Here is a 22,203-nt window from a genome sequence, read left to right on the forward strand (position 1 = left end):
AGGAATCGTATTTCCCCGGAAATAATTAGACGACCACGTTGCGAGCCACCCAGACGCCTGCAGCCCCAGCTTGGGCTAAGCCTCTTGTAATTCCTGCCCCGTCACCGCCGCAGAACAAGCCTTGTATTTCGGTTTCGAAACTTTCACTAAGTTTAGGACGAGCGGAATAGAATTTCGCTTCAACACCATAGAAAAGAGTATGCTCAGAAGCGATACCTGGCGTTACCTTTTCAAGCGCATGGATCATTTCAATTAAACTTTTCATTGTATTGTAAGGAAGAACAAGTCCTAGATCACCAGGAACGGCTTCAGATAAAGTCGGTTCAAGAAAGCCTTCGCGAATCCGATCCGCTGTTGATCTGCGTCCGCGCATGATGTCCCCAAATTTCTGCACGATAACACCGCCGCTGGATAAGTCATTCGCATGTTTACATATTTCTCGCGCATATTCATTCGGCTTATCGAAAGGCTCCGTGAATTTATGAGAAACGAGCAGAGCGAAGTTCGTATTACTGGAACCTAGGGCTGGATCCTTGTAAGAGTGGCCGTTCGCTGCCATGACGCCGCTGTGGTTCTCGACGACAACATGACCTGATGGATTGCTGCAGAAAGTACGTACTCGAGTACCTACCGATGTATTATAAATGAACTTGCCTTCATAGAGATGCTCGTTGATTTCGCGCATAACGACATCCGAGGTTTCTACGCGGACGCCTACATCGACTTGATTGTTGTACATTCTGAGTCGGCGCTTTTTGAGCACTTGAGTTAACCATGCAGAGCCGTCTCTACCTGGCGCTAACATCACTTGTTTACTATGAATTTCAGTGCCGTCCTTCATCCGAATGCCTTGGATGACATGCTTATCTTCCCGTTTGAAAGTTAGGATATCTTCAACTTCAGCTTTGAACTGCATATCGATACGTGTTTTCAAATGTTCATAGATGGATTTCAAAATCATTAAGTTTTGTTCGGTTCCCAGATGTCTAACCTGAGCGCGAAGCAGCTTTAGACCTGCAGCATAGGAGCGCTGTTCAATATCTTTTACAGCTTCTGTCGTAGGGTCTGTAATATTCTCGGTTGCCCCATGTCGCAGATTAATGCCATCCACATAACGAATCAGATCGATTACTTTGGCGGGTGCCAAATAATCGGTCATCCAGCCGCCGAATTCGGTCGTGATGTTGAATTTGCCATCGCTATAGGCTCCGGCGCCTCCGAAGCCAGCTGTAATGGAACAGGCAGGAAGACAACCTGAGAAATCCTTTTTGCCTGCTGGAGGAGGACAAAGTTTGATTTTACTTTCCAGGATCGGACAACTGCGATGATAAATATCATGGCCTTTGTCTACGAGCAATACTTTAGCGGTAGGGTGAAGCTGTGTCATTTCATAACAAGCAAAAATACCGGCAGGTCCTGCACCAACAACGATAAAATCATATGTTTTCATGGCAATCTCCTCTGGATCATTCAATTTTGGACACAAAAAAACCCAGCCACACGGGTATGCGAAAGCAAGTACCCGTCGTAGCTAGGAAGTTATGGCTCCCTCTAGAGACCCTTAAGCCAATCCTCAAGGATATACGAACGATTTATACGTATGTGGCTATTACTTACTGCCTTGACTATCATAATACGAACATTAAACGATGTCAATTAGATAATGTTCGTATAATTCATTTATACCGCAATGGAAATCGTAAAGCTGGTTTCAGCATCTGAACTGCTGACATGAACAGTTCCGTCATATTTGTCCACTAGCTTTTTGACAATGCTTAAACCTAAACCGGCGTGGAGTCCGGACGCTTGTTTCGTTGAGAAGCCAGGCTCGAAAATACTTTCTAGTCGATCACTTGGGATAGGGTCCCCGTTGTTGATGACCTTGAATGTAAGTGAATTTCCTTCTAATATGCCGATTAAACGGACTTCTTTCTCCTCTGCCTTTTTGGAAACTGTAACGGCATCAAACGCGTTATCGATTAAATTGCTGATAATTCGAACCAAGTCTGTCGCTTTGACAGCTCCAAGGTTGATCTGATTTAAATTACTGACTTCATGGAAGAATGTAATTTTGCGTTCAACGGCCTGTATGACCTTAGATTGTACAATCGCGCATAAAGCGGGCACGTTAATTTGAATAATGTCATTCAAAGCGGTCGTTTCACCAATAATCTCGGTGGTGTAACGATCTAATTCCGTATATTCTTTCAAATGAACGAGGGAATGTATCGTAGCCACATGATTATTGAAATCATGGCGCTGTTCTTTCATGGAACGGAACAATGATCCGATATGATCAACATAAACTTCTTGGATGCTTTCCGCGGTTGCTTCACGATTCCGATTGATAAAGCGGATGCTCAGGATGACTAGAATGAATGCGATAAGTGCGGTTGATCCGATCAGAATGAGCAGGTTCACTTGCTGTTGTTGAATTGATTTTCGTACGGTTTCATAATCGGCTGTCAGACCGATAACAACAGGGGAATCCAGTTGAAGCGGAAAGAACATTTTGAGATAGGTTTTTCCGTCGATCGTGGTGATAAGCTGCTTGGTTTGCTTCGATTGCATAACGGCTTGAACCATTTCTTGATCCCGACTATCTTTCATCGAATAGGACCCGAACAAAATCTCCCGGTCTGTGAACCAAGTATAGCCTTCCTTTTTATACTGTTCCTGCTGCTTGAGGAAAATTGGCGTATTAAACACGGCAATTTCTTTGGCGCCATGGTTAGTATAGCCATGAATGATTTCATTAATAACAGCATCCACACCCGTTTCCCGTTGATAGTCGCGGAAGAACGTATCATGCACATAAGGGTCAAGAATATAATTCGTACGGCCATCGTAATAATAGCCCCATTTGTCAACAAACTGAGGGTTAGTCATCGATGTATTCATAGGTCCCGACCAGTAATGAGGCAGCGTTTGTCCGCTTTCTACACTCGTTTCTTTGGTGTCAAGAAGCTGATTGAACGCTTGAAACCAATCTCTGCTCCAGGTTTTGGTGCTCATATTAATTTCCTTGGGCTCGGAGGATTTGTAGCCAATAATATCATCACCGCTTCGTTTCATTAGCGTAATATGATCGATCATTAACTCTTTACTGAGAATTGTTAGCTCTTCATTCTTCACTTTCTCAATGTCGGGATCGAGTCGGTATTGTGCCGCCAAGGAAGCTGTACGCAGATTTTGACCGATTAGATTTTCAACATATTTCTCACCTGTTTTGGAATGTTTAATGGAGATGGCGACGTTATCGGCGATAAGCTGCAGCTTGGTTTCAAGCTCAGATGTTAGCATTCTCTTCGTATAGTAGTAGAATACGCTATCCGTAAGTAGTACAATAATTAAGGAAATCATCAGGATAAAGATCGAGGAGCGAAGGTGGATTTTCGGTTTTGGCTTATGTGGTCTATTCATGGTATCCTCCTAAAAATGGCCATATCTATCAACTATCATAGTATAAAAATACATAGAATCACACACAGAAAATGGAGGTATCTATGAAAGTAACATTTCTGGGCTGCGGGGATGGTTTTAGTGTCGAGCAAGGGCATAATAGTGCTCTACTTACCTTTGCGGATACGAATCTATGCATAGATTTCCCTGAGTCTAATCATCTTGGGCTGCATCAATTGGGAATGAAGCTCAATCAGATTGAGCATATTTTTATCACGCATCTGCATGAGGATCACGTGAATGGCTTGCAGAAACTCGCTTTGTTTCACCGGGTGTATCCGGGAAGAATGAAGCCGAAGCTTTATGTGCCTACCGGGTTAAAAGACGATTTGTGGCAAATCTTGCGCCATGGATTGGAGCTGACGACGAGGGGAAAGCGCGTGTTTGAGGATTATTATGACATCGAATGTGTGGAAAATGAGTTTGTGGTATCGGGTGTGAAATTCGAACTTGTCCCTACTTTGCACGTGCCAGACATGCTGAGTTACGGTCTTCTATGCAAGCCTTTCTTTTACTTTAGCGGGGATACCAGGTTGGATGAACACTATATTCGGAGTATCGCCAATGAGGTGAAAACGATTTACCACGAATGTCATATGCAGGATGATCAGCTGCCGTCGCATACGTCACTTGAAGAACTGCTGACGCTGCCGGAATTCATTCAAGCGAAGATGATTCTTATGCATTATGTAGATGATTATGTGGAGCCGAAACTTAGGGAAAAGTTTCATCAGGTGTATAAACTTCGACTTGCTGAGCCTTTGCTAGAGTATTCGTAGCTTGTAAATCTTGCAGCTATTACAGGACCTCCTTTATAATAGTTCTTACAAGGGAGGCGGTAAATATGGCAAATCAATTTGCCGGAATAAGTAACGACTCATGCAAAGCCTTTCATTAGGGCGATCTTTGCATGGGGTGATTGGGAAGTCGTGATCGCCCAAAAAAGCTTAAATCGTTTCTAGTAATGGGGCTTTGCAACTTATTTTGTTTTTATCAAAAATAAGGGGCTGAAAAGCAATGAATCAACCATTCATTAGAAACCATCAATATAATGATATTAAGAAGCAGGTCAGTCTGCTGCAAAGTACCTGCAACTCCGTTTCCGATCGGAAAGTGGTGGAGTCGGTGCGATATAACGCGCAAGTTAAACTAAACGAGGTATTCCCGAATGCGAATGAACTCCAAAAGCAAGCTCTTGGGGATATAACACTGCTGCAGACAGCAGGAGAGTTTCAGCACTATTTACGTTCCTTGGAGCCTTATTTGGCGGAATTTGCGCACGTGACGGAAAATCAGCTGAAGAAGCTTTTTCCCAAAATCAAAAAATTGAAGGTGCCCGATTTAACGGCCATCGACTATAGGTACGTGACGTATCTCGGCTGGATCGATATCGCGACGAATAAATTGTTCCTCGTCTATCATCTGAACGGGAAACTCGTTGGAATAGAAGGGAATTATACGCCGACGAATAAGAAGGGCGTTTGCTTTGTGTGTAATCGGCATGAAGAGGTTGCGTTATTTACGGCGGTGACCAAATGGAAGCCGGCAAGCGCTACGCCTGATTACTACAGAGCAATCGGCAATTACTTGTGTGTGAACAGCGAGGCTTGCAACAAGAATATAACCGATGTTGCCGTGTTGGAGAAATTCATACAGGGCGTATTGATTGGTCCGTAATTGCCGCGATGTCTATATGAGGAAGAAATCAATAAAGGAGCAGCCCCAAAGGTCATCAAGACCTAAGGGGCTGCTCCTTTTCTATATGTGCTGCTTTCCTGAAAATATGTCCAATGGTCCTTGAATATCGTCATGGTAACGCTTTCTCAAAGTCATTATAGTTAAGTTGTGGTAACCAATTGAGCTATATTCTGTTTTCAAATTGAAGGGAGATTAACAAGATGGGGAAGATGAAAAGGTTTCAAATGATTGGTTTTGCGGGGCTATCCTTGGCAATGGTACTATCAGGTTGCTCTTCAACGAAAACAGCAACTTCGTCTCCGGCTGCGGCAACACCAGCAGCTTCAGCGGCAGCTACCAAAGCACCAGAGCCAGCAAAAAGCTTTGAAAAAGTTACCGTGAACTTCTGGACGCCGTTCTCAGGTAATGATGGTCCATTTATGAAGAAAATCGTCGACAATTATAATAAATCACAAGAAAAATATACCGTGAAAATGACGATTCAGCCCAATGGAGATTACTACAAGCTGCTTGATACTGCGATCGCAACGAAAAAAGGAGTTCCGGATGTAGCGATCATGCATCTTGACCAAACGCCTACGTATATTGCTAAAGATTTGCTGCAGCCATTGGATGAAATCGCAAAATCCGTTGGTGTAGAGAAAAGTAACTTCCCTCCTGCAACCGTAGATTACTCAACAAAAGATGGCAAATGGTACAGCATTCCTTTGGACATTCATCCATTAATTATGTATTACAATAAAGATTTGTTCGCAGCAGCCGGTATCACAGCGCCTCCAACCAATCGTCAAGAATTCGTGGATGCTGCTAAAAAGCTAACCGATCCTTCCAAGGGTATATGGGGAGCGGCAATGCCGACTTTTTGGATTCAAAATTTCTTGTTTCCAACGATTCTATTCCAAAATGGCGGAAGCTTTTTAGATGATAAAGGGAATATTGCTTACAACTCACCAGCAGGTGTAGAAGCTGTTGCGTTTATGAGAAGCTTGACGACAATGAAAGTATCTCCTCCAACTGTAGCGGCAGATGGCGATTTTAACTTGTTCCAACAAGGAAAGAGCGCCATGCACTTCAATGGTCCGTGGTCCAAGGATGCTTTCGATAAAGCCAAGATCAACTATGGTGTAGCACCCGTTCCACAACTGGGAACAGTCAAACAAGCCGTTTTCGGCGGATCACATAACTTCGTGATTCCAAAAGCAACGACAGATGCCAATGTTCTTGCTGGTGTAGGTGATTTCTTGAAATTCGTATCAGCTAATTCGATTGATTGGGCAGAGTCCGGTCAAGCGGTTGCTTCGAAAGTCGTACGTGACAGCGCCGCGTTCAAAGCTATGACACAGCAACAAACAGAAGTTGCTAAGGAATTCGATTATGTTCAATTTGCTCCTAAAGTATTAAATTGGGGTCCAATTTCCGACAGTATTTGGAGTGAGTTAGCTAATGCTTTGCAAGGTAAAAAGGATCCTAAAGCTGCCCTTGATGATGCAGCAGCCAAATCTACACAAGCGATGAAGAAGTAATTCATATGAAACAAATGAAGGCGGGTATCGTTTACCCGTCTTCAATTTTAAAGATGAGGAGGGAAATAGTTGCCTACAACATCAAATTGGAAATCAAAGCTGACTTCAAGCTTATTCATATTACCGTATTTTCTAGCTTTTTTAGCCTTTACGCTGATACCGATCATTTATGGCTTTATCATTAGTCTGAAGCAATATAATCTACTTGATCCTGTGCATCCGTTTGTTGGATTCGACAATTATAAAAGCATATTTACCAATGGTACGCAGGAAAATGACCTCTTCTTCATCGGGATGAAAGCGACTTTGAAGTTCGTCATCTTTTCGGTTCCATTTTTAGTAATCGTGGGCTTAGGCTTTGCCTTGCTGCTAAATGCACTTCCCGCAAAACTTCGGTCCCTGTTTCGGTCGATTTATTTTATTCCCTATGCCGTATCAGCCACTGTTATGGCCGTGATTTGGAAGCGAATGTTCGATGTTACCGGGGGATTTATCAATTTACTTTTAGCCAAGGTTGGGATTCATGAGTTTGACCCGATTCCATGGCTGCTGGATAAACCCTTCGTATGGTTCGCTTTGGTTGTAGCTACGCTTTGGTGGACCATTGGGTTCAACATGATTATCTTTGTAAATGCCCTAAATGGGGTGCCGGAGGATCTTTATGAAGCAGCAAAAATAGACGGAGCGAATAGCTGGGACAGACTGAAAAACATCACACTTCCATCAATCAGACCCGTTATCATATTCGTATTGATTACTTCGACCATTGCCTCTTATAATGTCTTCGCTCAGCCCAATTTAATGAGCAATGCAGGGGATGAGACGAAAGTTTTATTGATGGGTATTCTGCAAACGGCCTACACGGCTAGAGAAATCGGTTCTGCTTCTGCCATGGCCATCTTAATGGGCTTAACGATCATGCTTGTTTCCATTATTCAATTTAAAGTCACGAATAGAAAGGAGTAGAGGACGTTGAAACCGTTGAAAATTTTTTATGTGTTATTGGCTTCTCTACTTGCCGTCATCTTTGTATTACCGATGTTATGGATGTTTTCAAATTCTTTTAAAACAGATATCGAAGTCATGTCACCTGTGTTTCATTTATTGCCTCTAGAGTTTACATGGGATAACTTCCATACGATTTTTGTGGGTGGTGATGTTGATGTTCCCATTTTTCGGTGGATTTTCAACTCCTTTTTTGTAGGCTTCGCTGCGACAATCTTGGTTATACTGCTAGATACTCTAGCTGCTTATGCGCTAACAAAATTGGACATTCCGTTCAAAAAAACATTATTTGCTTTGTTTGTAGGCTCATTAATGGTTCCAGGTATTATTTCTTTCCTTCCTCAATATTTGAATTTCAGTAATTTTAATTTGATCAATACGTACTATGTACTTATTTTGCCTTACTCTGGCGGGGCACTTGGTGTATTTTTGCTGATTCAATTTTTCCAATCCTTCCCGAATGAAATTATTGAAGCCGCTAGAATAGATGGGGCAAATAAATGGCATGTGTTCTGGTCCGTCATGCTTCCGTCATCGGTTTCGATTGTTACGACGCTCGCTATTTTTACGTTTATGGCTGTTTTCAATGACTATGTATGGCCGTTTTTTACAGTGACAGACTTGGAGATGCGAACGCTCACAGCAGGTATTGCGGTCATGGCAACAGGAAGCTTTGTACAGTCCTATGGTAAATTAATGGCTTTAGCCACCTTATCAACCGTTCCCACACTAATTATATTTTTGATTGGACAGAAACAATTCATTCAATCCATTACAGCCACAGGGGTTAAACAGTAAAAGGAACGTGTCAAAGGTGGTTTTTCATATGCGCATGTTGATTACTTTATTAGGTTGTATGCTGATACTGGCGGGATGTTCGAAAGGAGTTGTAGAGGAAGCTGTGAAAGAAACCAAAAGCGCGGTAACGCCATCAAAGGAAGCGAAAACATTTACGAATCCCATACTGGACAATGGCGCTGATCCATGGGTCACTTCGAAGGATGGGACCTATTATTATACACATACAACGGGAAATTCGATTCGAATTTGGAAATCGCAAACGTTAACAGGGCTTTCAAATGCTGAATATAAGGACGTCTGGTTTCCACCTGTTTCAGGACCTAATACTTCAAATATTTGGGCACCTGAGTTACATTTTCTCAAAGGGAAATGGTATATCTACTATGCAGCAGATGACGGTCAGAATGAGAACCATCGGATGTTCGTGCTGGAATCGGAGACAGAGGACCCGCTAGGGAAATATATAGACAGGGGAATGATGGACACTTCTGGCAGGTGGGCTATTGATGGAACAACGCTGCAAAGAGAGGATGGATCGTTATATTTCATTTGGTCGGGCTGGGAAGGTACGGTCAATGTAAGTCAACATTTGTACATTGCACTGATGAGTAATCCGTACACGATTAGCGGAAAACCAATAGAAATCTCAAGACCCACCTATGATTGGGAATTGGTCGGGACTCCTACCATTAATGAAGGTCCGCAGGTATTGATGCATAAGGATCAAATTTTTGTTATTTATTCGGCAAGCGGCAGCTGGACGGATGACTATTGTCTAGGGATGCTGAGCACCCAGATGAATAGTGACTTGTTGAATCCTGCCTCATGGAAAAAGCATGAGAAAGCCGTATTTTCAAAAACAGATCAGGTATTCGGACCCGGTCATAACTCTTTTGCGAAATCACCAGATGGGAAAGAGGATTGGATTCTGTATCATGGCGCGAAAACGCAAGGGGCTGGCTGGAATCGCAACGTCCGTATGCAGCCATTTAAGTGGAATGAAGATGGAACGCCGAATTTTGGGACTCCAATTGCAGAAGGTGTTCCCATTGCTGTGCCTAGCGGTGAATGATACGAAGCACATCTCCTTCATGGGGGTGTGTTTTTTGCTAATCTAAAAATATGTCCATTACTGGAGTAATTAAGTCATTGGTTTCATTTGCCCTACTTTGTATAATGAAGAGATACTATATGATTGATCGGGGGATACAAGTGAGCGATAAGCAACGATCAAGATTAAGCGCCACATTAATCCTAATTCTAATGAGTTCTTTTACAATTGGCTGCAGTCCACAGCTGAACACCCATACAGAAGAAGCCAGCTCGAATAAGTTGAGAATCACCTTTTGGTCTCCGTTTAGCGGGGGTGATGGACAATTTATGGCCGAATTAATTCAGCAATATAATAATGAGAATAAAGATCACGTTAAAATAGAACAGATTAATAATAATTCAGGTGATTATTACCCGAAGCTCTCAACGGCCATCGTGACAGAAGAAGCGCCTGATATCGCAATTGTACACTCAGCCAAGTATTCACAATATGCGCCAGCGGGCTTCTTGACAGATTTGAATGAACTGGCCGTCGAGGCTGGCGTTAATTGGAACGATTTTAATCCGACGATTTTGAAAAGTACGGTTGCCGAAGATAAGCATTTGGGAATTCCACTAGATACGCATCTTGAAGTCATGTACTATAACAAAACTTGGCTGAAGCAGGCTGGTCTTCTAGATGAGAAAGAAAAGCCTATCTTATCCAATGGCGAAGAAGGGTTCATTCAATTTCTGCAAAAAATCCGTGCGAGTGTACCGGAACATATATCTCCTCTAGCTGAGCCCAATGTGCGAATTGACTCCTTCTGGTTATGGTATTCCTTCTACAATCAGATGAGTATGGATGGTGGACGATTCTATACCGACGATGGAAAAGCGGCAGCTATTGATAATCCTTCTGCGCTGCAGTCCTTGAGATTTGTGGATTCCCTTTATACCAGTAAGCTCATACATCCTAATATTAACGATACGGTTCAAAACTTTGCTAAAGGCAACGCAGCCATATTAATTACAGGCGTTTGGGCAACGGGTACTTTTGAAAAAGCGCCAGACTTGAATTTTGGTGTTACAAAAATACCGCAGATCTACGATCATCCAGCAGTTTGGGGCGACTCCCACACGTTTTCTCTTCCCTATCATGAGAAGCCGGATAAGCAAAAGCAAATCGCAGCCATTAAATTTGCCAATTGGGTAGCGGCTCACGGTGCAAGCTGGGCGAAAGCCGGTCATATCCCGGCTGTTAAGAAAGCTGTAGAATCGAAAGAGTTTCAGCAGCTTAAATATCGTCCGGACTATGCCAGCTCAGCGGATGATGTGAAATATTTTCCGAATCAACCGCGACAGGGAACGATTAATGATGAACTTGTGCGTGAGTTTGAAAAGATGATGGTGGGTCAGACAACACCACAAGAGGTGCTGCATAATGCGCAAAAGATTATTAATACCAATCTTCAGATTCAGCAGAATACAGCTCCAAAATAGGCTGCAATGGATTAAAAACCTGCCTATTGCCGTTAAGCTTATTGTTATTAGCTTTATACTTATTGCCGTTCCGCTGGGGATTGCCAGTTATTTGACTTATACAAGCTATTCAGCATCCATTCAAAAAAACACCGGCAAATATCAAATGGACGTCGTAAAGGAATTAACAGCTAATATTGATACGTATATGAATGAACTCAATTTGTTAACCTTGTTGCCTTACCAATCGCAGCAAATATTGAAATATCTGGAAGCGAGCGGGCAATCGGCTGCGAATCTTTCGTTTAATGAACGGGTGACGATCGAAGATTTCACGAAGCGTGTATTTGCTAATGGAAGAGTGGATATTTCAGGGGTAACCCTTTATCGAGTTTCTGGCGGTACTTACTCAGCCATGTTGGAGGAGCAAGCTAATTATTCACTAAAACGTGTGGAAGATGAATCTTGGTATGAAAAAGTATCCAAGACGGGAAAAGTCGTCTATATCGGTACTTTCAACAAAAATGGTTCAGATACAAATAACCAAGTGTATTCCTTTGCCAGAAAAATCCGCAGCGTAGACACGGGGAAGGTTTTAGGCTATTTGGTGCTGGATGTGGCTAAGAATGTGATTCGAAACAAAATTGAAGCTATTTCTAATGATAAGAAGAATATTATGATCGTTGATAATGAGGGATCGATGATCTATAAAAGTATGGAATATTGGATTGATTCCGATAAAATACTGCCATACAAAGGTGCGGGGACTGTTGTTTATAAGCAATCCAACGATACGGAGCTCTTATCCTACTACACTTCACCCTTTACGGGCTGGACGATGATCGAAATGGTGCCGCTTTCCACTCTGCTTCAGGACACAGTTAATGTTAGAAACTATATCATCCTGATCGGAGCTGTTTGTTTGCTCCTTGCAGTTATCATTTTCACAATTTTGGCTCTGCGTATTACGAATCCGATTAGTGAATTGCGCAATCTCATGAAAAAAGTCGTAGTTGGAGACTTGCATGTATCGATTCCCATCAGCAGCCGTGATGAGATTGGGCAGCTCAGTCAATCTTTTAATCTCATGGTGTCAAAACTCAGTGACCTAGGTTATCGTCTCTATGAATCGGAAATCAGAGAGAAGAATGCACAAATATCTGCTTTGCAAAGCCAGATTAACCCACATTTTCTATATAATACGTTAGGTTCGATTAGCATGTACGCAGAAATACAAGGCAACCGAGAAGTGGTTAAAATGACCAATAATTTAAGCAAGCTGCTGCGTTACAGCATCAATAGTCACAAAAGCCAAGTGCCGCTTAATTTAGAGCTAGAACATGTGAAAGGCTATATGGCTATACAGCAAATCCGTTTTGAGGATAAAATTCAGTTCCATGTAAATATTGAGCCGGAGCTGCTCTATTATTCCGTAATTAGGTTTATTTTACAACCGATCGTTGAGAATAGTATTGTGCACGGCATTGATAAGGGGAATGGGTATGGCAACATTATCCTTACAGGAAAGAAACAGGAAAATAATATGCTGATCACCATTCAAGATGATGGAGCAGGTATGAGTGCGGTTCAATTGCAAAATTTACTTGATAAAAAGTTCGATTTTGCCTCATCTGAGGAGGGCACAGGCGGTCATGGGTTAATGAATGTACATCGAAGAATTGCTTTGCGCTATGGCAGTCAGTATGGCATTAAGATTGATAGCAGCCTTAAACAAGGAACAACCATATTCCTTACTTTACCGCTCATAGAAGATCATCTTGAAGGGGGTAAAAGGGATGCCTAGTATCCTAATCGTAGATGACGAAACGATTTTTCGTAAAGGCATTCGGCTCATGATTGCAGAGATGAAGTCTGAATGGATCGTTATTGAGGAAGCCATGGATGGCGTGGAAGCCATAGAAAAAATAGAGGAAATGCAGCCCGATTTGATTATTACAGACATCAAAATGCCACGGATGGACGGTATCCAGCTGCAATATATTGTAAAGGAACGATATCCGCAAATTTCTTGTGTTGTAATGAGTGGATATAACGATTTCCAATACGCTCGTGAATCCCTAAGATTAGGGGCAAAAGACTACTTAATGAAACCGTTCGAAAGAGAAGAGCTATATGATTTGCTTGGCAAGCTGCAGGAGGAATGGGCGCTAGTAAAGCAACAAAATAAAGATATTACCAAAGATAGACAAGTGCAGAATCAAATGCGTTCCCATGTATTAGCTGGTCTGCTAACGGGGAGCATTCATCATGCGGAGACAGAACTGCTTGAGAATGTAGGCATTCTATTTCCACATCCTAATATTAGCTGTTTGGTTGCTAAGCTTGACAGAGATTCCATAACGGATGAAAGATATTACCAATTGAATCCATCTTTGTTTTCCGTCTACTTGCAGCAATTTATTCAGGAGAGCATCGACAAATCCTTAGTCGGGCATGTCTTTATTTTACACGATAACGAGGTTGTCGCTTTAATCAATCATGAGGAAGGGGAATCCTCGTATTCAGAAATAGAGCAATTGACGAACCGAATCCGCAAGGAAATCCGCGGGCAATCCAATTTTACAATCACATTTGGACTAGGCAGTCCTGCCAAGGACTTGGAATCGATTTCTAAATCCTACAAGGAAGCGGGATTAGCTTTATTGTACCGATTGGTAATTGGCGGTGACCGCTTGTTTTCTAGCGAGACCGTAGCCGAAATGAAAATGGAGAAGTTCGAATGGCATTCCTCCGATTGGAACCTACTTAATCAATTTGTCCAAGAAGGCGATTTGGCTAATGTCCAATACCAAGCAAGTCAATTCGTAACCAAGCTTTGTGGGCAATGGCATGACCCAGAAATCATTCAACAGCAAATATGCAAAATGCTGCTGCATTTCTACGAACAGGCTGTCAACTTGGCTGTAGTTAAACAGTGGCTGCAGGCAACCGATGTGAAGCAGGTGTTGATGGATATTTACTCCATTTCATCCAGTAAAGAATTGATCGAACGCTGCCAGAAGCTGTTAGGTGATTTAAGTGTTTGCATGGCGAATCGTAAGAAAAAGTTTGTCACCAGTCCAGTTGAATTGGTTGTGCGATATGTTGAAGAACACTATGCAGAATCGATCACCCTAAACATGATGGCCGAAATCGTTTATCTAAGTCCGTCCTATTTAAGCAGCTTGTTTAAAAGCAAGCAAGGTCAATCTTTCATCGATTTTCTTACGGAAAAGCGAATTGAAAAAGCGAAAACGATGCTGCGCTACTCGGATGAGAAAATTCAAGTGATCTCGGATTCTACGGGCTTTGCGAATATTCGGCATTTCAATCGCGTATTTAAAACGCTTACGAATCGAACCCCTACCGAATATCGTGAGGGTAAGAATACCTGAGCACTCTACAGACCAATCCCACTATTGACTAAGTAGGTCGATTTGCTATAATTGCTATAAGAGAATTTAGCAAATGGGGCATAGAACAATGAATAATGAGAGACAACCATTATATATAGTGATTCAGGAGCATTTTAAGAAATTGATTACAACTGGGCAGCTGGCAGTTGATGACAAAATTCCAACAGAGAAAGAATTGATGGAAGAGTTTCAGGTTAGCCGAATCACGGTTGCTAATGCCCTCACTCAGCTGGCCAAGGATGGTTGGATTTACAGAATACCTGGAAGGGGAAGCTTCGTCCAAGGTAAGTCTGTAACTCAACCAGCTGCACAATATCAAGATCATCCTGAGGTGCGTGAGCTTCAATCTAATGTTGCTTCCGGGGAAAGCTACCAATCGCTTTCAACGAACCGCCGCCGAATGATCGGCTTCTTGATTCCGTCGTTAGAGGATTACTTTGCACTAAGACTGATTCAAGGCATTAATTCTATATTGGACGAGAGCGGTTATTATTTAGCTATTGTACTCACGAAAGATAACAAGGATAGAGAAAAAGAAGCGATTCAGGAGCTCATCCATAAAGGCGCAGAAGGCTTGATTATTTTTCCTATTGATGCCGAAACATATAATGAAGAAATTCTCGCATTGAAGATAAGGAATTACCCGTTTGTATTGATTGATCGTAATTTACCTGGCGTAGAAACGCATGTGGTAAGCTCAGATAATTTTCTGGGTACCCAATTAGCGGTCTCTCACCTTTGGGATTTGGGTCATCGAGATATCGCCATCGTTACGGATTCTCCGCTTTCAACAACTACAGTTGAAGGGCGGATTGCAGGTTATATGGAGGCTTTAAAGCAGAAAAATGCGTTGATCAATCCAACATTCATTTTAACTGAATTCAGAATTGATTATAAAAAAGGCGTCGATGATCAGCATCCTTTGTATAGATATATCCGTAATAAATTGGCCACGGCATATATAACATTAAATGCTAAGCTGGGTCTTCATATTGCTGCCATTGCAAAGCGATTGGAGCTTAGTGTTCCTGATGAGCTTTCTATTCTCACCTTTGATGACCCATTCTCGGGGGAAGGTGAAACAAGAGCTTTTACACATGTTGCTCAATCCGAGGCAGAGATAGGCAGACAAGCGGCTGAAGTATTGATTGGCTTGTTGGATAGTGATGGTGAAAGTGATGGTAAATATCACAAGATTATCCTGCAGCCGAAGTTAGTTGTAGGTCAATCGACAGGACCGTTATTAAAACGATAATCATATTAATGACATAAAGCGAACTCTTTTTAGACCGGAAAGGTCATAGAGAGGCGCTTTTTTTAAATTGAGTTATACGATATATATGATATATGAATAAAGACGGATACCTTGCGAATTATTGAACGGAATCTGGACATATGGTATGCTGACGCTAGTCCAGAGCAAACATGTCCAAGATGAATAAGTCGGTATTCGATAACATCAAGGTAGATGGTAAAGTTTACGGTTTGTATCGGGCGCGTGACCTAACGACATACGGCATTATTTTCCGCAGTGACTGGTTAAAGAATGTAGGTCTCAGCGCACCCAAGACGATGGACGAGCTTTATGAAGTGTTGAAAGCCTTTACTCTTAACGATCCGGATAAGAACGGCAAGCAGGACACAGTAGGCTTAACCGATGAGAAAACCATGGAAGGCTTTCTTACGGTAGCTTCCTATATGGGGGCTCCGAACGGCTGGGAAGTCAAAGAGGGCAAGCTAAGCCCCGATTTCATGTCGCCTGAATACTTGGAAGCGATGAAGTTTTACAGGAAGCTGTATGAAGAGAAGCTGATCAAGCAGGATTTCCCAGTACTTAACAACCAGCAGAAGAAGGATGACATGAACCAAGGCAAAGCTGGCGTCGTGATATCCAACATGCTTGATTCTACCGGCTATCAATCAACACTTGCGAAGACGTTCCCGGGAGCTGATGTGGATGTGGTTAGCCGTATCCAAGGGCCGAAGGGAGAGCGAACACCAGCTGGACAAGGCTATAACGGTGTGTATATGTTTCCGAAAGCAAGTGTAAAAACAGAAGCTGAATTGAAACAGATCCTTTCTTTTTTCGACAAGCTGTCCGATCCGTCGATGCTCGATCTACTAGGCTGGGGTATGGAGGGCAGGCATTATCAAATACAAGATGGAAAACCAATATTCTTGGATCAAAAGCTGTATAACACGGAAATTGGCTCCAGTTATCTCCAATTGCAGGTGTCCAATTATTCAGCGAAAACCAAAGGGAAAGAAACGCCATTAATAGACAAGTTTAACAACATGTTTAAGGAGAACGAGTCCATAGCTGTGCAAAACCCAACCCATTCTTTGGTATCCAACACGATAATGACAAAAGGCGACGAGTTAAAGCAGATCATTGTCGATGCGCGAACAAAATTCGTTGTGGGGAAGCTGGATGAAGCCGGTTGGCAGAAGGCCATAGAGCAGTGGCGCAAGGCTGGTGGCGATAAGGTAATTGAAGAGTTTAGTGAGCAGTATGCAAAGAAAGTAAACAAACAACATATGAATGAAAAAAAGAAAACCGGTACTCAGTCAATCACAGAGTTACCGGTTTTTTGCTGGAAATCGTTTTGTACTATCACAAACCTCCGCAGCCACTCTTCTCTTTATGGTATTACATAAAAAGGGTGTAGCAATTTTACCTATTCCTAAGCTTGAATGCTTATCTTCCATGGGATTTAAAATTATTCATCTCATGGATCCAACGCCAACCCGTGAGCTCAAGCTTATATTTCAAAAGCAGCAATTCAGCAATCCTTCGGTTCAAACCTTTATCGATTATTTTCTGGAATTTACGAATACGTTTAGAGAGTGAACTTTCTGCAAGGCAGTTACAGAACTTGCTCTGGAACACCAAAAAAGACACCGTGCATCACAAGAGTCTACACGCTTGTGATGCACGGTGTCTTTACATTAATTTAGTTTTTAAGGAAGTTAATCAAAGCGGTATTGAATTGTTCAGGGTGAGTCGCGTTCAAGCCATGCGGTCCACCTTCAATTACGACGAGTTGACTGCCTGCAACAGCTTCGTTGGAAAGTTGACCGCTTACTTCAAGCGACACAATCGCATCGGAATCGCCATGGATAACAAGCAATGGAATATCAAATTTCGCCAAATCGCCACGGAAATCCGTCCGACCAAAGGCATCAACGCAATCCAGCGTCCCCTTTGGCGAAGCGTAAGTAGCAATATCAAGGTTGTAAACACGGAAAGACTCGCTGACCAGGTCGGTTCTATCCCCTGCTTTAAAGAAATTGTGAGTGAAGCCGTCAAGGAAGGCGATGCGGTCTTTTTTCAAACCGTCTTGGAAGCCCTGAATGGTGCCTTCATCCAGACCACCTTCCGGGTGCTCATCGGATTTGTAGAAGAACGGCGGAACTGCAGCAGCCAACACGGCTTTTTTGACACGGCTTGTTCCGTATGTGCCAACGTAACGGGCAACCTCTCCGCCACCCATCGAAAATCCGACCAGTGTCACGTCCTTAAGGTCCAGATATTCAATCAGCTTATGGAGATCCGTCGCAAACGTATCATAGTTGTAACCGTTCCACGGTTGGGAGGACTGTCCGAATCCACGGCGGTCATATGTAATTACGCGGTAACCTGCATCGATGAGCGCTGGAACTTGGCTCTCCCACGAGCGCCCGCTCAGCGGCCAGCCATGGATCAAAACGACAGGTTTGCCTACGCCAAGATCCTCAAAATATAATTCAATGGGTTGTTCGTTTTCTGTTCCGACTGTTAATTTAGGCATGTTTCATACTTCCTTTCGAATTGGTGTTCCACAAACGGAGAGAGTGAAAATTAATTGACTGTCTTTTTTGGGATAAATCGCTTATCCTCCGTGGCCGCCAAACATCGTTTGCGCATAAACAATACCCGCACCGTAGGCGCCACTGTGTTGCATAGCAATCTCCAGAACGGCATCATACGTTTCTTGACGCGCCCAATCGCGCTGATACTCAAGAAGAACAGACAGCCAAGTCACGGGAATGGCTCCTGCTTGAATCATGCGTTGAACGGACATGTCATGCGCTTCTGTCGTCGTCCCGCCTGAAGCATCCGTTACGATGTATACTTCATATCCATCTTTGATGGCTGAAACTACAGGGAAAGCAAGACAAACTTCTGTCCACAGAGCTGCCATAATCAGCTTCTTGCGACCTGTTTTCTTCACTGCTTCCACGAAGTTTTCGTCTTCCCAGGAGTTCATTGTTGTTCGGTCAATCGGTTTTTGATCAGGAAATACAGCTTGAATATGCGGATGAATAGGGCCAGAAAACGATTCGGCAGCAACCGTTGTAAGAATAATAGGTGCATTGAAAACTTTAGCTGCTTTAGCAAGTCCAACCGTATTGTTAATGATCGTTTGGCGATCGGCGCTTTGTACGCCAAAAAGCATTTGGGGCTGATGGTCTACTAGAATAATAGCGGAGTTGTCAGCTGTAAGTAGATCGGTCTTTCCGTTAAACATACAAAAATCCCTACTTTCTATATATGATTACAACAGATCCACAAATTTGAAAACCTGCTGCATGTAATTAGTCTATTGAAATGCAAACAGACGAACAATCTTCATTTTTCTATAATACCCATAGACAAAAACTATATACTTTAAAAATATTATTAAAATAATATATAAGTGATTCCTATGGCTGGTATAGAGAAAGCCTTATTGATAGAAAGAATCCTGACTTATAGACTTATATAGAAGGTAAACGATTGAACAATCAGTCGAATGGAGTATATGGGTAAATACTTGTAGGAACATCATCATTGACCAAATTGAAGGAGGAAAACTAGTATGTGGGGTTCAATATTTCTCGCTTTAGCTGCTGGTATTGTCATTGGCGTTGTTTTTCAATCGCTTAAAATTCCCTCTCCGGCACCGCCTTTTTTGGGATTGCTTGGTCTCTTTGGCATGTTTTTAGGACAACGGTTGATACCATGGATACAACTTTGGTTAAGCCGCAAATAACACCTAATAAATTTCAAAGGAGAAACAAAAGCATGTCTGAGAAAACGACGATTGTTGAAGCAAACCTAGTTCCTAATAAATGACAAAGGAGAACAAAATCATGTCTGAGAAACCAACGATTGTTGAAGCAAGCCTAGTCATTCATAATGCCCATATCGTGACGATGGACGACGCTAATCCATCAGCCACAGCAGTTGCAGTTAACGACGACCATTTCCTGGCCGTGGGGGATGATGCCGAAATCATGAAATATGTTGGGCCTTCTACGCAAGTTGTGAACGCCAACAAACGAATGTTAATTCCAGGCTTGAACGATTCTCATATTCATCTTATTCGAGGCGGTCTCAATTATAATCTCGAGCTTCGATGGGATGGCGTGCCATCCGTTGCGGATGCCTTGCGGATGCTGAAAAAGCAGGTGGATCGTACGCCAGCACCGCACTGGGTTCGTGTTGTTGGCGGCTGGACAGAATTCCAATTCGTGGAACGCCGAATGCCAACTTTGGATGAAATCAATCGAATTGCTCCGCATACACCGGTATTTATTCTCAATCTTTACCGTCAGGCTTTTTTGAATAAAGCGGCCTTGCGAGTCATCGGATATACGAAAGATACGCCGAATCCGCCAGGTGGAGAAATCCAAAGGGATAGCCAAGGGAATCCAACAGGAATGCTCATCGCTAGACCTAATGCTACTATTTTGTATGCGACCTTAGCGAAAGGACCGAAGCTTTCATACGAGGATCAAATCAATTCAACCCGATTGTTCATGAGGGAATTGAATCGATTCGGAGTCACAAGCGTGATTGACGCTGGCGGAGGCTTTCAGAACTATCCCGATGATTATCAGGTTTTTGATGAACTTGATAGACGCGGAGAGATTACGGTTCGCACGGCGTATAATTTATTCACTCAGCATCCCAAAAATGAATTGAGTGATTTTAAAGCATGGACTGCTACGACGCAGCCGTACACAGGTAGTTCCTACTATCGTCATAATGGTGCAGGTGAAATGCTTGTTTATAGCGCAGCAGACTTCGAAGATTTTGTTGAACCCCGTCCGGAACTTCCCGCTGTACTGGAAGATGATCTCTTCGGTGTTACCCAGCACCTCGTAGAGCAGCGTTGGCCATTTCGTCTTCATGCCACTTATGGGGAATCGATATCGCGTTTTCTCGATGTATTTGAGCGCGTGAATAAAGAGGTTCCGTTCAAAGACTTGCGCTGGATTCTGGACCATGCGGAAACGATTCAGGAGAAGGATTTGGAACGCGTCGTCGCATTAGGCGGTTCGATCGCTGTTCAAAGCCGAATGGCTTTTCAAGGTGAATATTTCGTCGATCGATACGGGGCCGAAGCAGCGGAAAATGCGCCTCCGATCACCAAGATGATTAAAGCCGGATTGCGTGTTGGGGTAGGGACAGATGCAACCAGAGTAGCCAGTTATAATCCTTGGGTTGCCTTATACTGGTTAGTAACGGGTAAGACACTTGGTGGGCTAGTCTTATACCCTGCTTCCAATCGTGTAGAGAGGCATGAAGCGCTTCGCATGTATACATCAGGAAATGCATGGTTTTCCAAGGAAGAAAATGTGAAAGGGCAAATCAAAGCGGGTCAATATGCTGATTTATCGATTCTTTCTGATAACTTCTTTCTTGTCTCCGAAGAAGCTATCAAAAAAATTGAATCTGTCTTCACTGTTGTAGGAGGCAAGATTGTCTATGGTACTAACGAATTTCAGCCTTTGTCGCCGCCAGCTCCCCAAGCAAGTCCAGACTGGTCTCCGCATAATATCTTTGGAGGTTACTACAATGGATCAAATTACGGAGGAGGCGGAGCGGGAGTTCATGCACCTCAAAAGGCGCACCATCATCATGGATGCAACCATCACCATGGCAGCGGCTTCTGTGACCTGGATTGCTTCGTTTTCTAAGTATGCTTCACCAAAATAATCCAATAGGGGCGAGATCATCATGTCTGAAGTTACGATCAAAGTAAACGATAATGGGCCATTGCGTATTACAGGCAAAGTAGAAATGGTGGATGCGGTGGGCAACCGTTTTGAGACCAAGGAAAGTTTTATTCTTTGCCGGTGCGGTTTATCCAGTCAAAAACCGTTCTGCGATTTGACTCATAAAGGTAAGTTTGAAAGCGCTCCTCGAGCTTAGATTAAAAGATCAATATTGATCTGTCTATATTTCGTATAGCCTAAGCTTATAGTTGGAAATGTTGCTAAATTCGAAAGGAGCTTTTTGATGACAGAAAAACTAACAAAAGTGCTTAATACCCAGATCGCTAACTGGAGTCTGTTGTTCACCAAAATTCATAACTATCACTGGTATGTTAAAGGGGCGCAGTTCTTCACTTTGCATTTGAAGTTCGAAGAACTTTATACGGAAGCTGCACTTCATGTGGACAATCTTGCCGAGCGTCTGCTGGCATTAGGCGGTAGCCCGGTAGCTACACTTCATGAAATTATCGAAAAAACTACATTAAAAGATGCAGCAGGCAATGAGAATGCAAATGAGATGGTCCGCACGCTTGTTGCTGATTTCGGGATCATTGTGGGTGAGCTTAAAGAGGGTATGAGTATTGCAGACCGTGAAGGCGATGAGACAACTGGGGATATGCTTTTGGCCATTCATAGCTCCCTGGAAAAGCATGTATGGATGTTGAAATCGTACTTAGGATAATTGTGATTTTTCCAAAGAATAATGGATTACTGGAAGACCTGAAAGAGAGCAGCCTTAAAAAGCTGCCTTTCTTGCA

20 protein-coding genes and 1 riboswitch are annotated in these 22,203 nt (G+C 42.8%); of the genes, 16 read left to right on the forward strand and 4 right to left on the reverse strand.

The features are described 5' to 3' along the window. Positions 1-25: 25 nt before the first annotated feature. Positions 26-1,450 carry an NAD(P)/FAD-dependent oxidoreductase gene (locus NYR53_RS09450; protein WP_261304928.1) on the reverse strand — a complete coding sequence of 475 codons (1,425 nt, stop codon included), beginning with the start codon at positions 1,448-1,450 and terminating at the stop codon, positions 26-28. Between the two features lie 58 nt (positions 1,451-1,508). Next, a riboswitch (purine riboswitch) is annotated at positions 1,509-1,607 on the reverse strand. A gap of 73 nt (positions 1,608-1,680) precedes the next feature. Continuing rightward, positions 1,681-3,423 carry a sensor histidine kinase gene (locus NYR53_RS09455; RefSeq protein WP_261304929.1) on the reverse strand — a complete coding sequence of 581 codons (1,743 nt, stop codon included), beginning with the start codon at positions 3,421-3,423 and terminating at the stop codon, positions 1,681-1,683. 83 nt (positions 3,424-3,506) lie between these two features. Between NYR53_RS09455 and NYR53_RS09460 the strand changes: the two genes are divergently transcribed. The 12 genes from NYR53_RS09460 to NYR53_RS09515 all read left to right on the forward strand — a co-directional run bounded on the left by NYR53_RS09460 (position 3,507) and on the right by NYR53_RS09515 (position 17,270). Beyond that, positions 3,507-4,241 (forward strand): MBL fold metallo-hydrolase, encoded by a 735-nt coding sequence (locus NYR53_RS09460; protein WP_261304930.1) that lies wholly within the window; start codon positions 3,507-3,509, stop codon positions 4,239-4,241. Positions 4,242-4,479: 238 nt separating this feature from the next. After that, positions 4,480-5,139 carry a FusB/FusC family EF-G-binding protein gene (locus NYR53_RS09465; RefSeq protein ID WP_261304931.1) on the forward strand — a complete coding sequence of 220 codons (660 nt, stop codon included), beginning with the start codon at positions 4,480-4,482 and terminating at the stop codon, positions 5,137-5,139. Between the two features lie 221 nt (positions 5,140-5,360). Next, positions 5,361-6,683: an ABC transporter substrate-binding protein gene (locus NYR53_RS09470; protein ID WP_261304932.1), complete on the forward strand. Its 1,323-nt coding sequence runs from the start codon at positions 5,361-5,363 to the stop codon at positions 6,681-6,683. Positions 6,684-6,752: 69 nt separating this feature from the next. After that, positions 6,753-7,649 (forward strand): carbohydrate ABC transporter permease, encoded by an 897-nt coding sequence (locus tag NYR53_RS09475; RefSeq protein ID WP_261304933.1) that lies wholly within the window; start codon positions 6,753-6,755, stop codon positions 7,647-7,649. 6 nt (positions 7,650-7,655) lie between these two features. Next, a complete protein-coding gene (locus tag NYR53_RS09480) occupies positions 7,656-8,486 on the forward strand; it encodes a carbohydrate ABC transporter permease (RefSeq protein WP_261304934.1) in 831 nt (276 codons plus the stop codon). Positions 8,487-8,514: 28 nt separating this feature from the next. Next, positions 8,515-9,561 carry a glycoside hydrolase family 43 protein gene (locus NYR53_RS09485; RefSeq protein WP_261304935.1) on the forward strand — a complete coding sequence of 349 codons (1,047 nt, stop codon included), beginning with the start codon at positions 8,515-8,517 and terminating at the stop codon, positions 9,559-9,561. Positions 9,562-9,752: 191 nt separating this feature from the next. Further along, positions 9,753-11,024, forward strand: a complete 1,272-nt coding sequence (locus NYR53_RS09490; RefSeq protein WP_261304936.1) for an ABC transporter substrate-binding protein — start codon at positions 9,753-9,755, stop codon at positions 11,022-11,024. Beyond that, positions 10,966-12,807 carry a cache domain-containing sensor histidine kinase gene (locus NYR53_RS09495; RefSeq protein WP_261304937.1) on the forward strand — a complete coding sequence of 614 codons (1,842 nt, stop codon included), beginning with the start codon at positions 10,966-10,968 and terminating at the stop codon, positions 12,805-12,807. The genes NYR53_RS09490 and NYR53_RS09495 overlap by 59 nt, the downstream gene beginning before the upstream one ends. Further along, on the forward strand, positions 12,800-14,398 hold the full coding sequence (locus tag NYR53_RS09500) for a response regulator (protein ID WP_261304938.1): 1,599 nt from the start codon (positions 12,800-12,802) through the stop codon (positions 14,396-14,398). Before NYR53_RS09495 ends, NYR53_RS09500 begins: the two co-directional genes overlap by 8 nt. 88 nt (positions 14,399-14,486) lie before the next feature. Continuing rightward, entirely contained in the window at positions 14,487-15,674 is a 1,188-nt protein-coding gene (locus NYR53_RS09505; RefSeq protein ID WP_261304939.1) for a GntR family transcriptional regulator, read from the forward strand. A 170-nt stretch (positions 15,675-15,844) separates the two neighbouring features. Further along, a complete protein-coding gene (locus NYR53_RS09510) occupies positions 15,845-17,077 on the forward strand; it encodes an extracellular solute-binding protein (protein WP_261304940.1) in 1,233 nt (410 codons plus the stop codon). Next, positions 17,064-17,270 (forward strand): type 2 periplasmic-binding domain-containing protein, encoded by a 207-nt coding sequence (locus NYR53_RS09515; protein WP_261304941.1) that lies wholly within the window; start codon positions 17,064-17,066, stop codon positions 17,268-17,270. Before NYR53_RS09510 ends, NYR53_RS09515 begins: the two co-directional genes overlap by 14 nt. Positions 17,271-17,373: 103 nt before the next feature. Here NYR53_RS09515 and NYR53_RS09520 read toward each other — a convergent pair whose 3' ends face one another. Together NYR53_RS09520 and NYR53_RS09525 are read right to left on the reverse strand one after the other, a co-directional pair. After that, positions 17,374-18,210, reverse strand: a complete 837-nt coding sequence (locus NYR53_RS09520; RefSeq protein WP_261304942.1) for an alpha/beta fold hydrolase — start codon at positions 18,208-18,210, stop codon at positions 17,374-17,376. A gap of 81 nt (positions 18,211-18,291) precedes the next feature. Continuing rightward, the gene (locus NYR53_RS09525) at positions 18,292-18,930 is read right to left on the reverse strand and encodes a hydrolase (protein WP_261304943.1); all 639 of its coding nucleotides are present in this window, start codon (positions 18,928-18,930) and stop codon (positions 18,292-18,294) included. Between the two features lie 330 nt (positions 18,931-19,260). On the opposite strand from NYR53_RS09525, the gene NYR53_RS09530 reads away from it, so the two are divergent. The 4 genes from NYR53_RS09530 (at position 19,261) to NYR53_RS09545 (ending at position 22,127) form a co-directional block, all read left to right on the forward strand. Then, positions 19,261-19,434 carry a XapX domain-containing protein gene (locus NYR53_RS09530; RefSeq protein WP_261304944.1) on the forward strand — a complete coding sequence of 58 codons (174 nt, stop codon included), beginning with the start codon at positions 19,261-19,263 and terminating at the stop codon, positions 19,432-19,434. Between the two features lie 100 nt (positions 19,435-19,534). Beyond that, on the forward strand, positions 19,535-21,367 hold the full coding sequence (locus tag NYR53_RS09535) for an amidohydrolase (protein ID WP_261304945.1): 1,833 nt from the start codon (positions 19,535-19,537) through the stop codon (positions 21,365-21,367). Between the two features lie 40 nt (positions 21,368-21,407). Next, entirely contained in the window at positions 21,408-21,602 is a 195-nt protein-coding gene (locus tag NYR53_RS09540; protein ID WP_057305706.1) for a CDGSH iron-sulfur domain-containing protein, read from the forward strand. 87 nt (positions 21,603-21,689) lie between these two features. Beyond that, positions 21,690-22,127 (forward strand): Dps family protein, encoded by a 438-nt coding sequence (locus NYR53_RS09545; protein ID WP_261304946.1) that lies wholly within the window; start codon positions 21,690-21,692, stop codon positions 22,125-22,127. Positions 22,128-22,203 lie beyond the last annotated feature (76 nt).

It is taken from the genome of Paenibacillus andongensis, assembly GCF_025369935.1.
GTDB classification, from domain to species: domain Bacteria; phylum Bacillota; class Bacilli; order Paenibacillales; family NBRC-103111; genus Paenibacillus_E; species Paenibacillus_E andongensis.

Coding starts and splice junctions, on each gene's coding strand:
- NYR53_RS09495 (WP_261304937.1), top strand. CDS start 10,966: ATGCGCAAAAGATTATTAATACCAATCTTCAGATTCAGCAGAATACAG.
- NYR53_RS09545 (WP_261304946.1), top strand. CDS start 21,690: ATGACAGAAAAACTAACAAAAGTGCTTAATACCCAGATCGCTAACTGG.
- NYR53_RS09470 (WP_261304932.1), top strand. CDS start 5,361: ATGGGGAAGATGAAAAGGTTTCAAATGATTGGTTTTGCGGGGCTATCC.
- NYR53_RS09505 (WP_261304939.1), top strand. CDS start 14,487: ATGAATAATGAGAGACAACCATTATATATAGTGATTCAGGAGCATTTT.
- NYR53_RS09500 (WP_261304938.1), top strand. CDS start 12,800: ATGCCTAGTATCCTAATCGTAGATGACGAAACGATTTTTCGTAAAGGC.
- NYR53_RS09530 (WP_261304944.1), top strand. CDS start 19,261: ATGTGGGGTTCAATATTTCTCGCTTTAGCTGCTGGTATTGTCATTGGC.
- NYR53_RS09460 (WP_261304930.1), top strand. CDS start 3,507: ATGAAAGTAACATTTCTGGGCTGCGGGGATGGTTTTAGTGTCGAGCAA.
- NYR53_RS09525 (WP_261304943.1), bottom strand. CDS start 18,930: ATGTTTAACGGAAAGACCGATCTACTTACAGCTGACAACTCCGCTATT.
- NYR53_RS09490 (WP_261304936.1), top strand. CDS start 9,753: ATGAGTTCTTTTACAATTGGCTGCAGTCCACAGCTGAACACCCATACA.
- NYR53_RS09450 (WP_261304928.1), bottom strand. CDS start 1,450: ATGAAAACATATGATTTTATCGTTGTTGGTGCAGGACCTGCCGGTATT.
- NYR53_RS09520 (WP_261304942.1), bottom strand. CDS start 18,210: ATGCCTAAATTAACAGTCGGAACAGAAAACGAACAACCCATTGAATTA.
- NYR53_RS09515 (WP_261304941.1), top strand. CDS start 17,064: ATGGTATTACATAAAAAGGGTGTAGCAATTTTACCTATTCCTAAGCTT.
- NYR53_RS09540 (WP_057305706.1), top strand. CDS start 21,408: ATGTCTGAAGTTACGATCAAAGTAAACGATAATGGGCCATTGCGTATT.
- NYR53_RS09510 (WP_261304940.1), top strand. CDS start 15,845: ATGTCCAAGATGAATAAGTCGGTATTCGATAACATCAAGGTAGATGGT.
- NYR53_RS09485 (WP_261304935.1), top strand. CDS start 8,515: ATGCGCATGTTGATTACTTTATTAGGTTGTATGCTGATACTGGCGGGA.
- NYR53_RS09535 (WP_261304945.1), top strand. CDS start 19,535: ATGTCTGAGAAACCAACGATTGTTGAAGCAAGCCTAGTCATTCATAAT.
- NYR53_RS09455 (WP_261304929.1), bottom strand. CDS start 3,423: ATGAATAGACCACATAAGCCAAAACCGAAAATCCACCTTCGCTCCTCG.
- NYR53_RS09465 (WP_261304931.1), top strand. CDS start 4,480: ATGAATCAACCATTCATTAGAAACCATCAATATAATGATATTAAGAAG.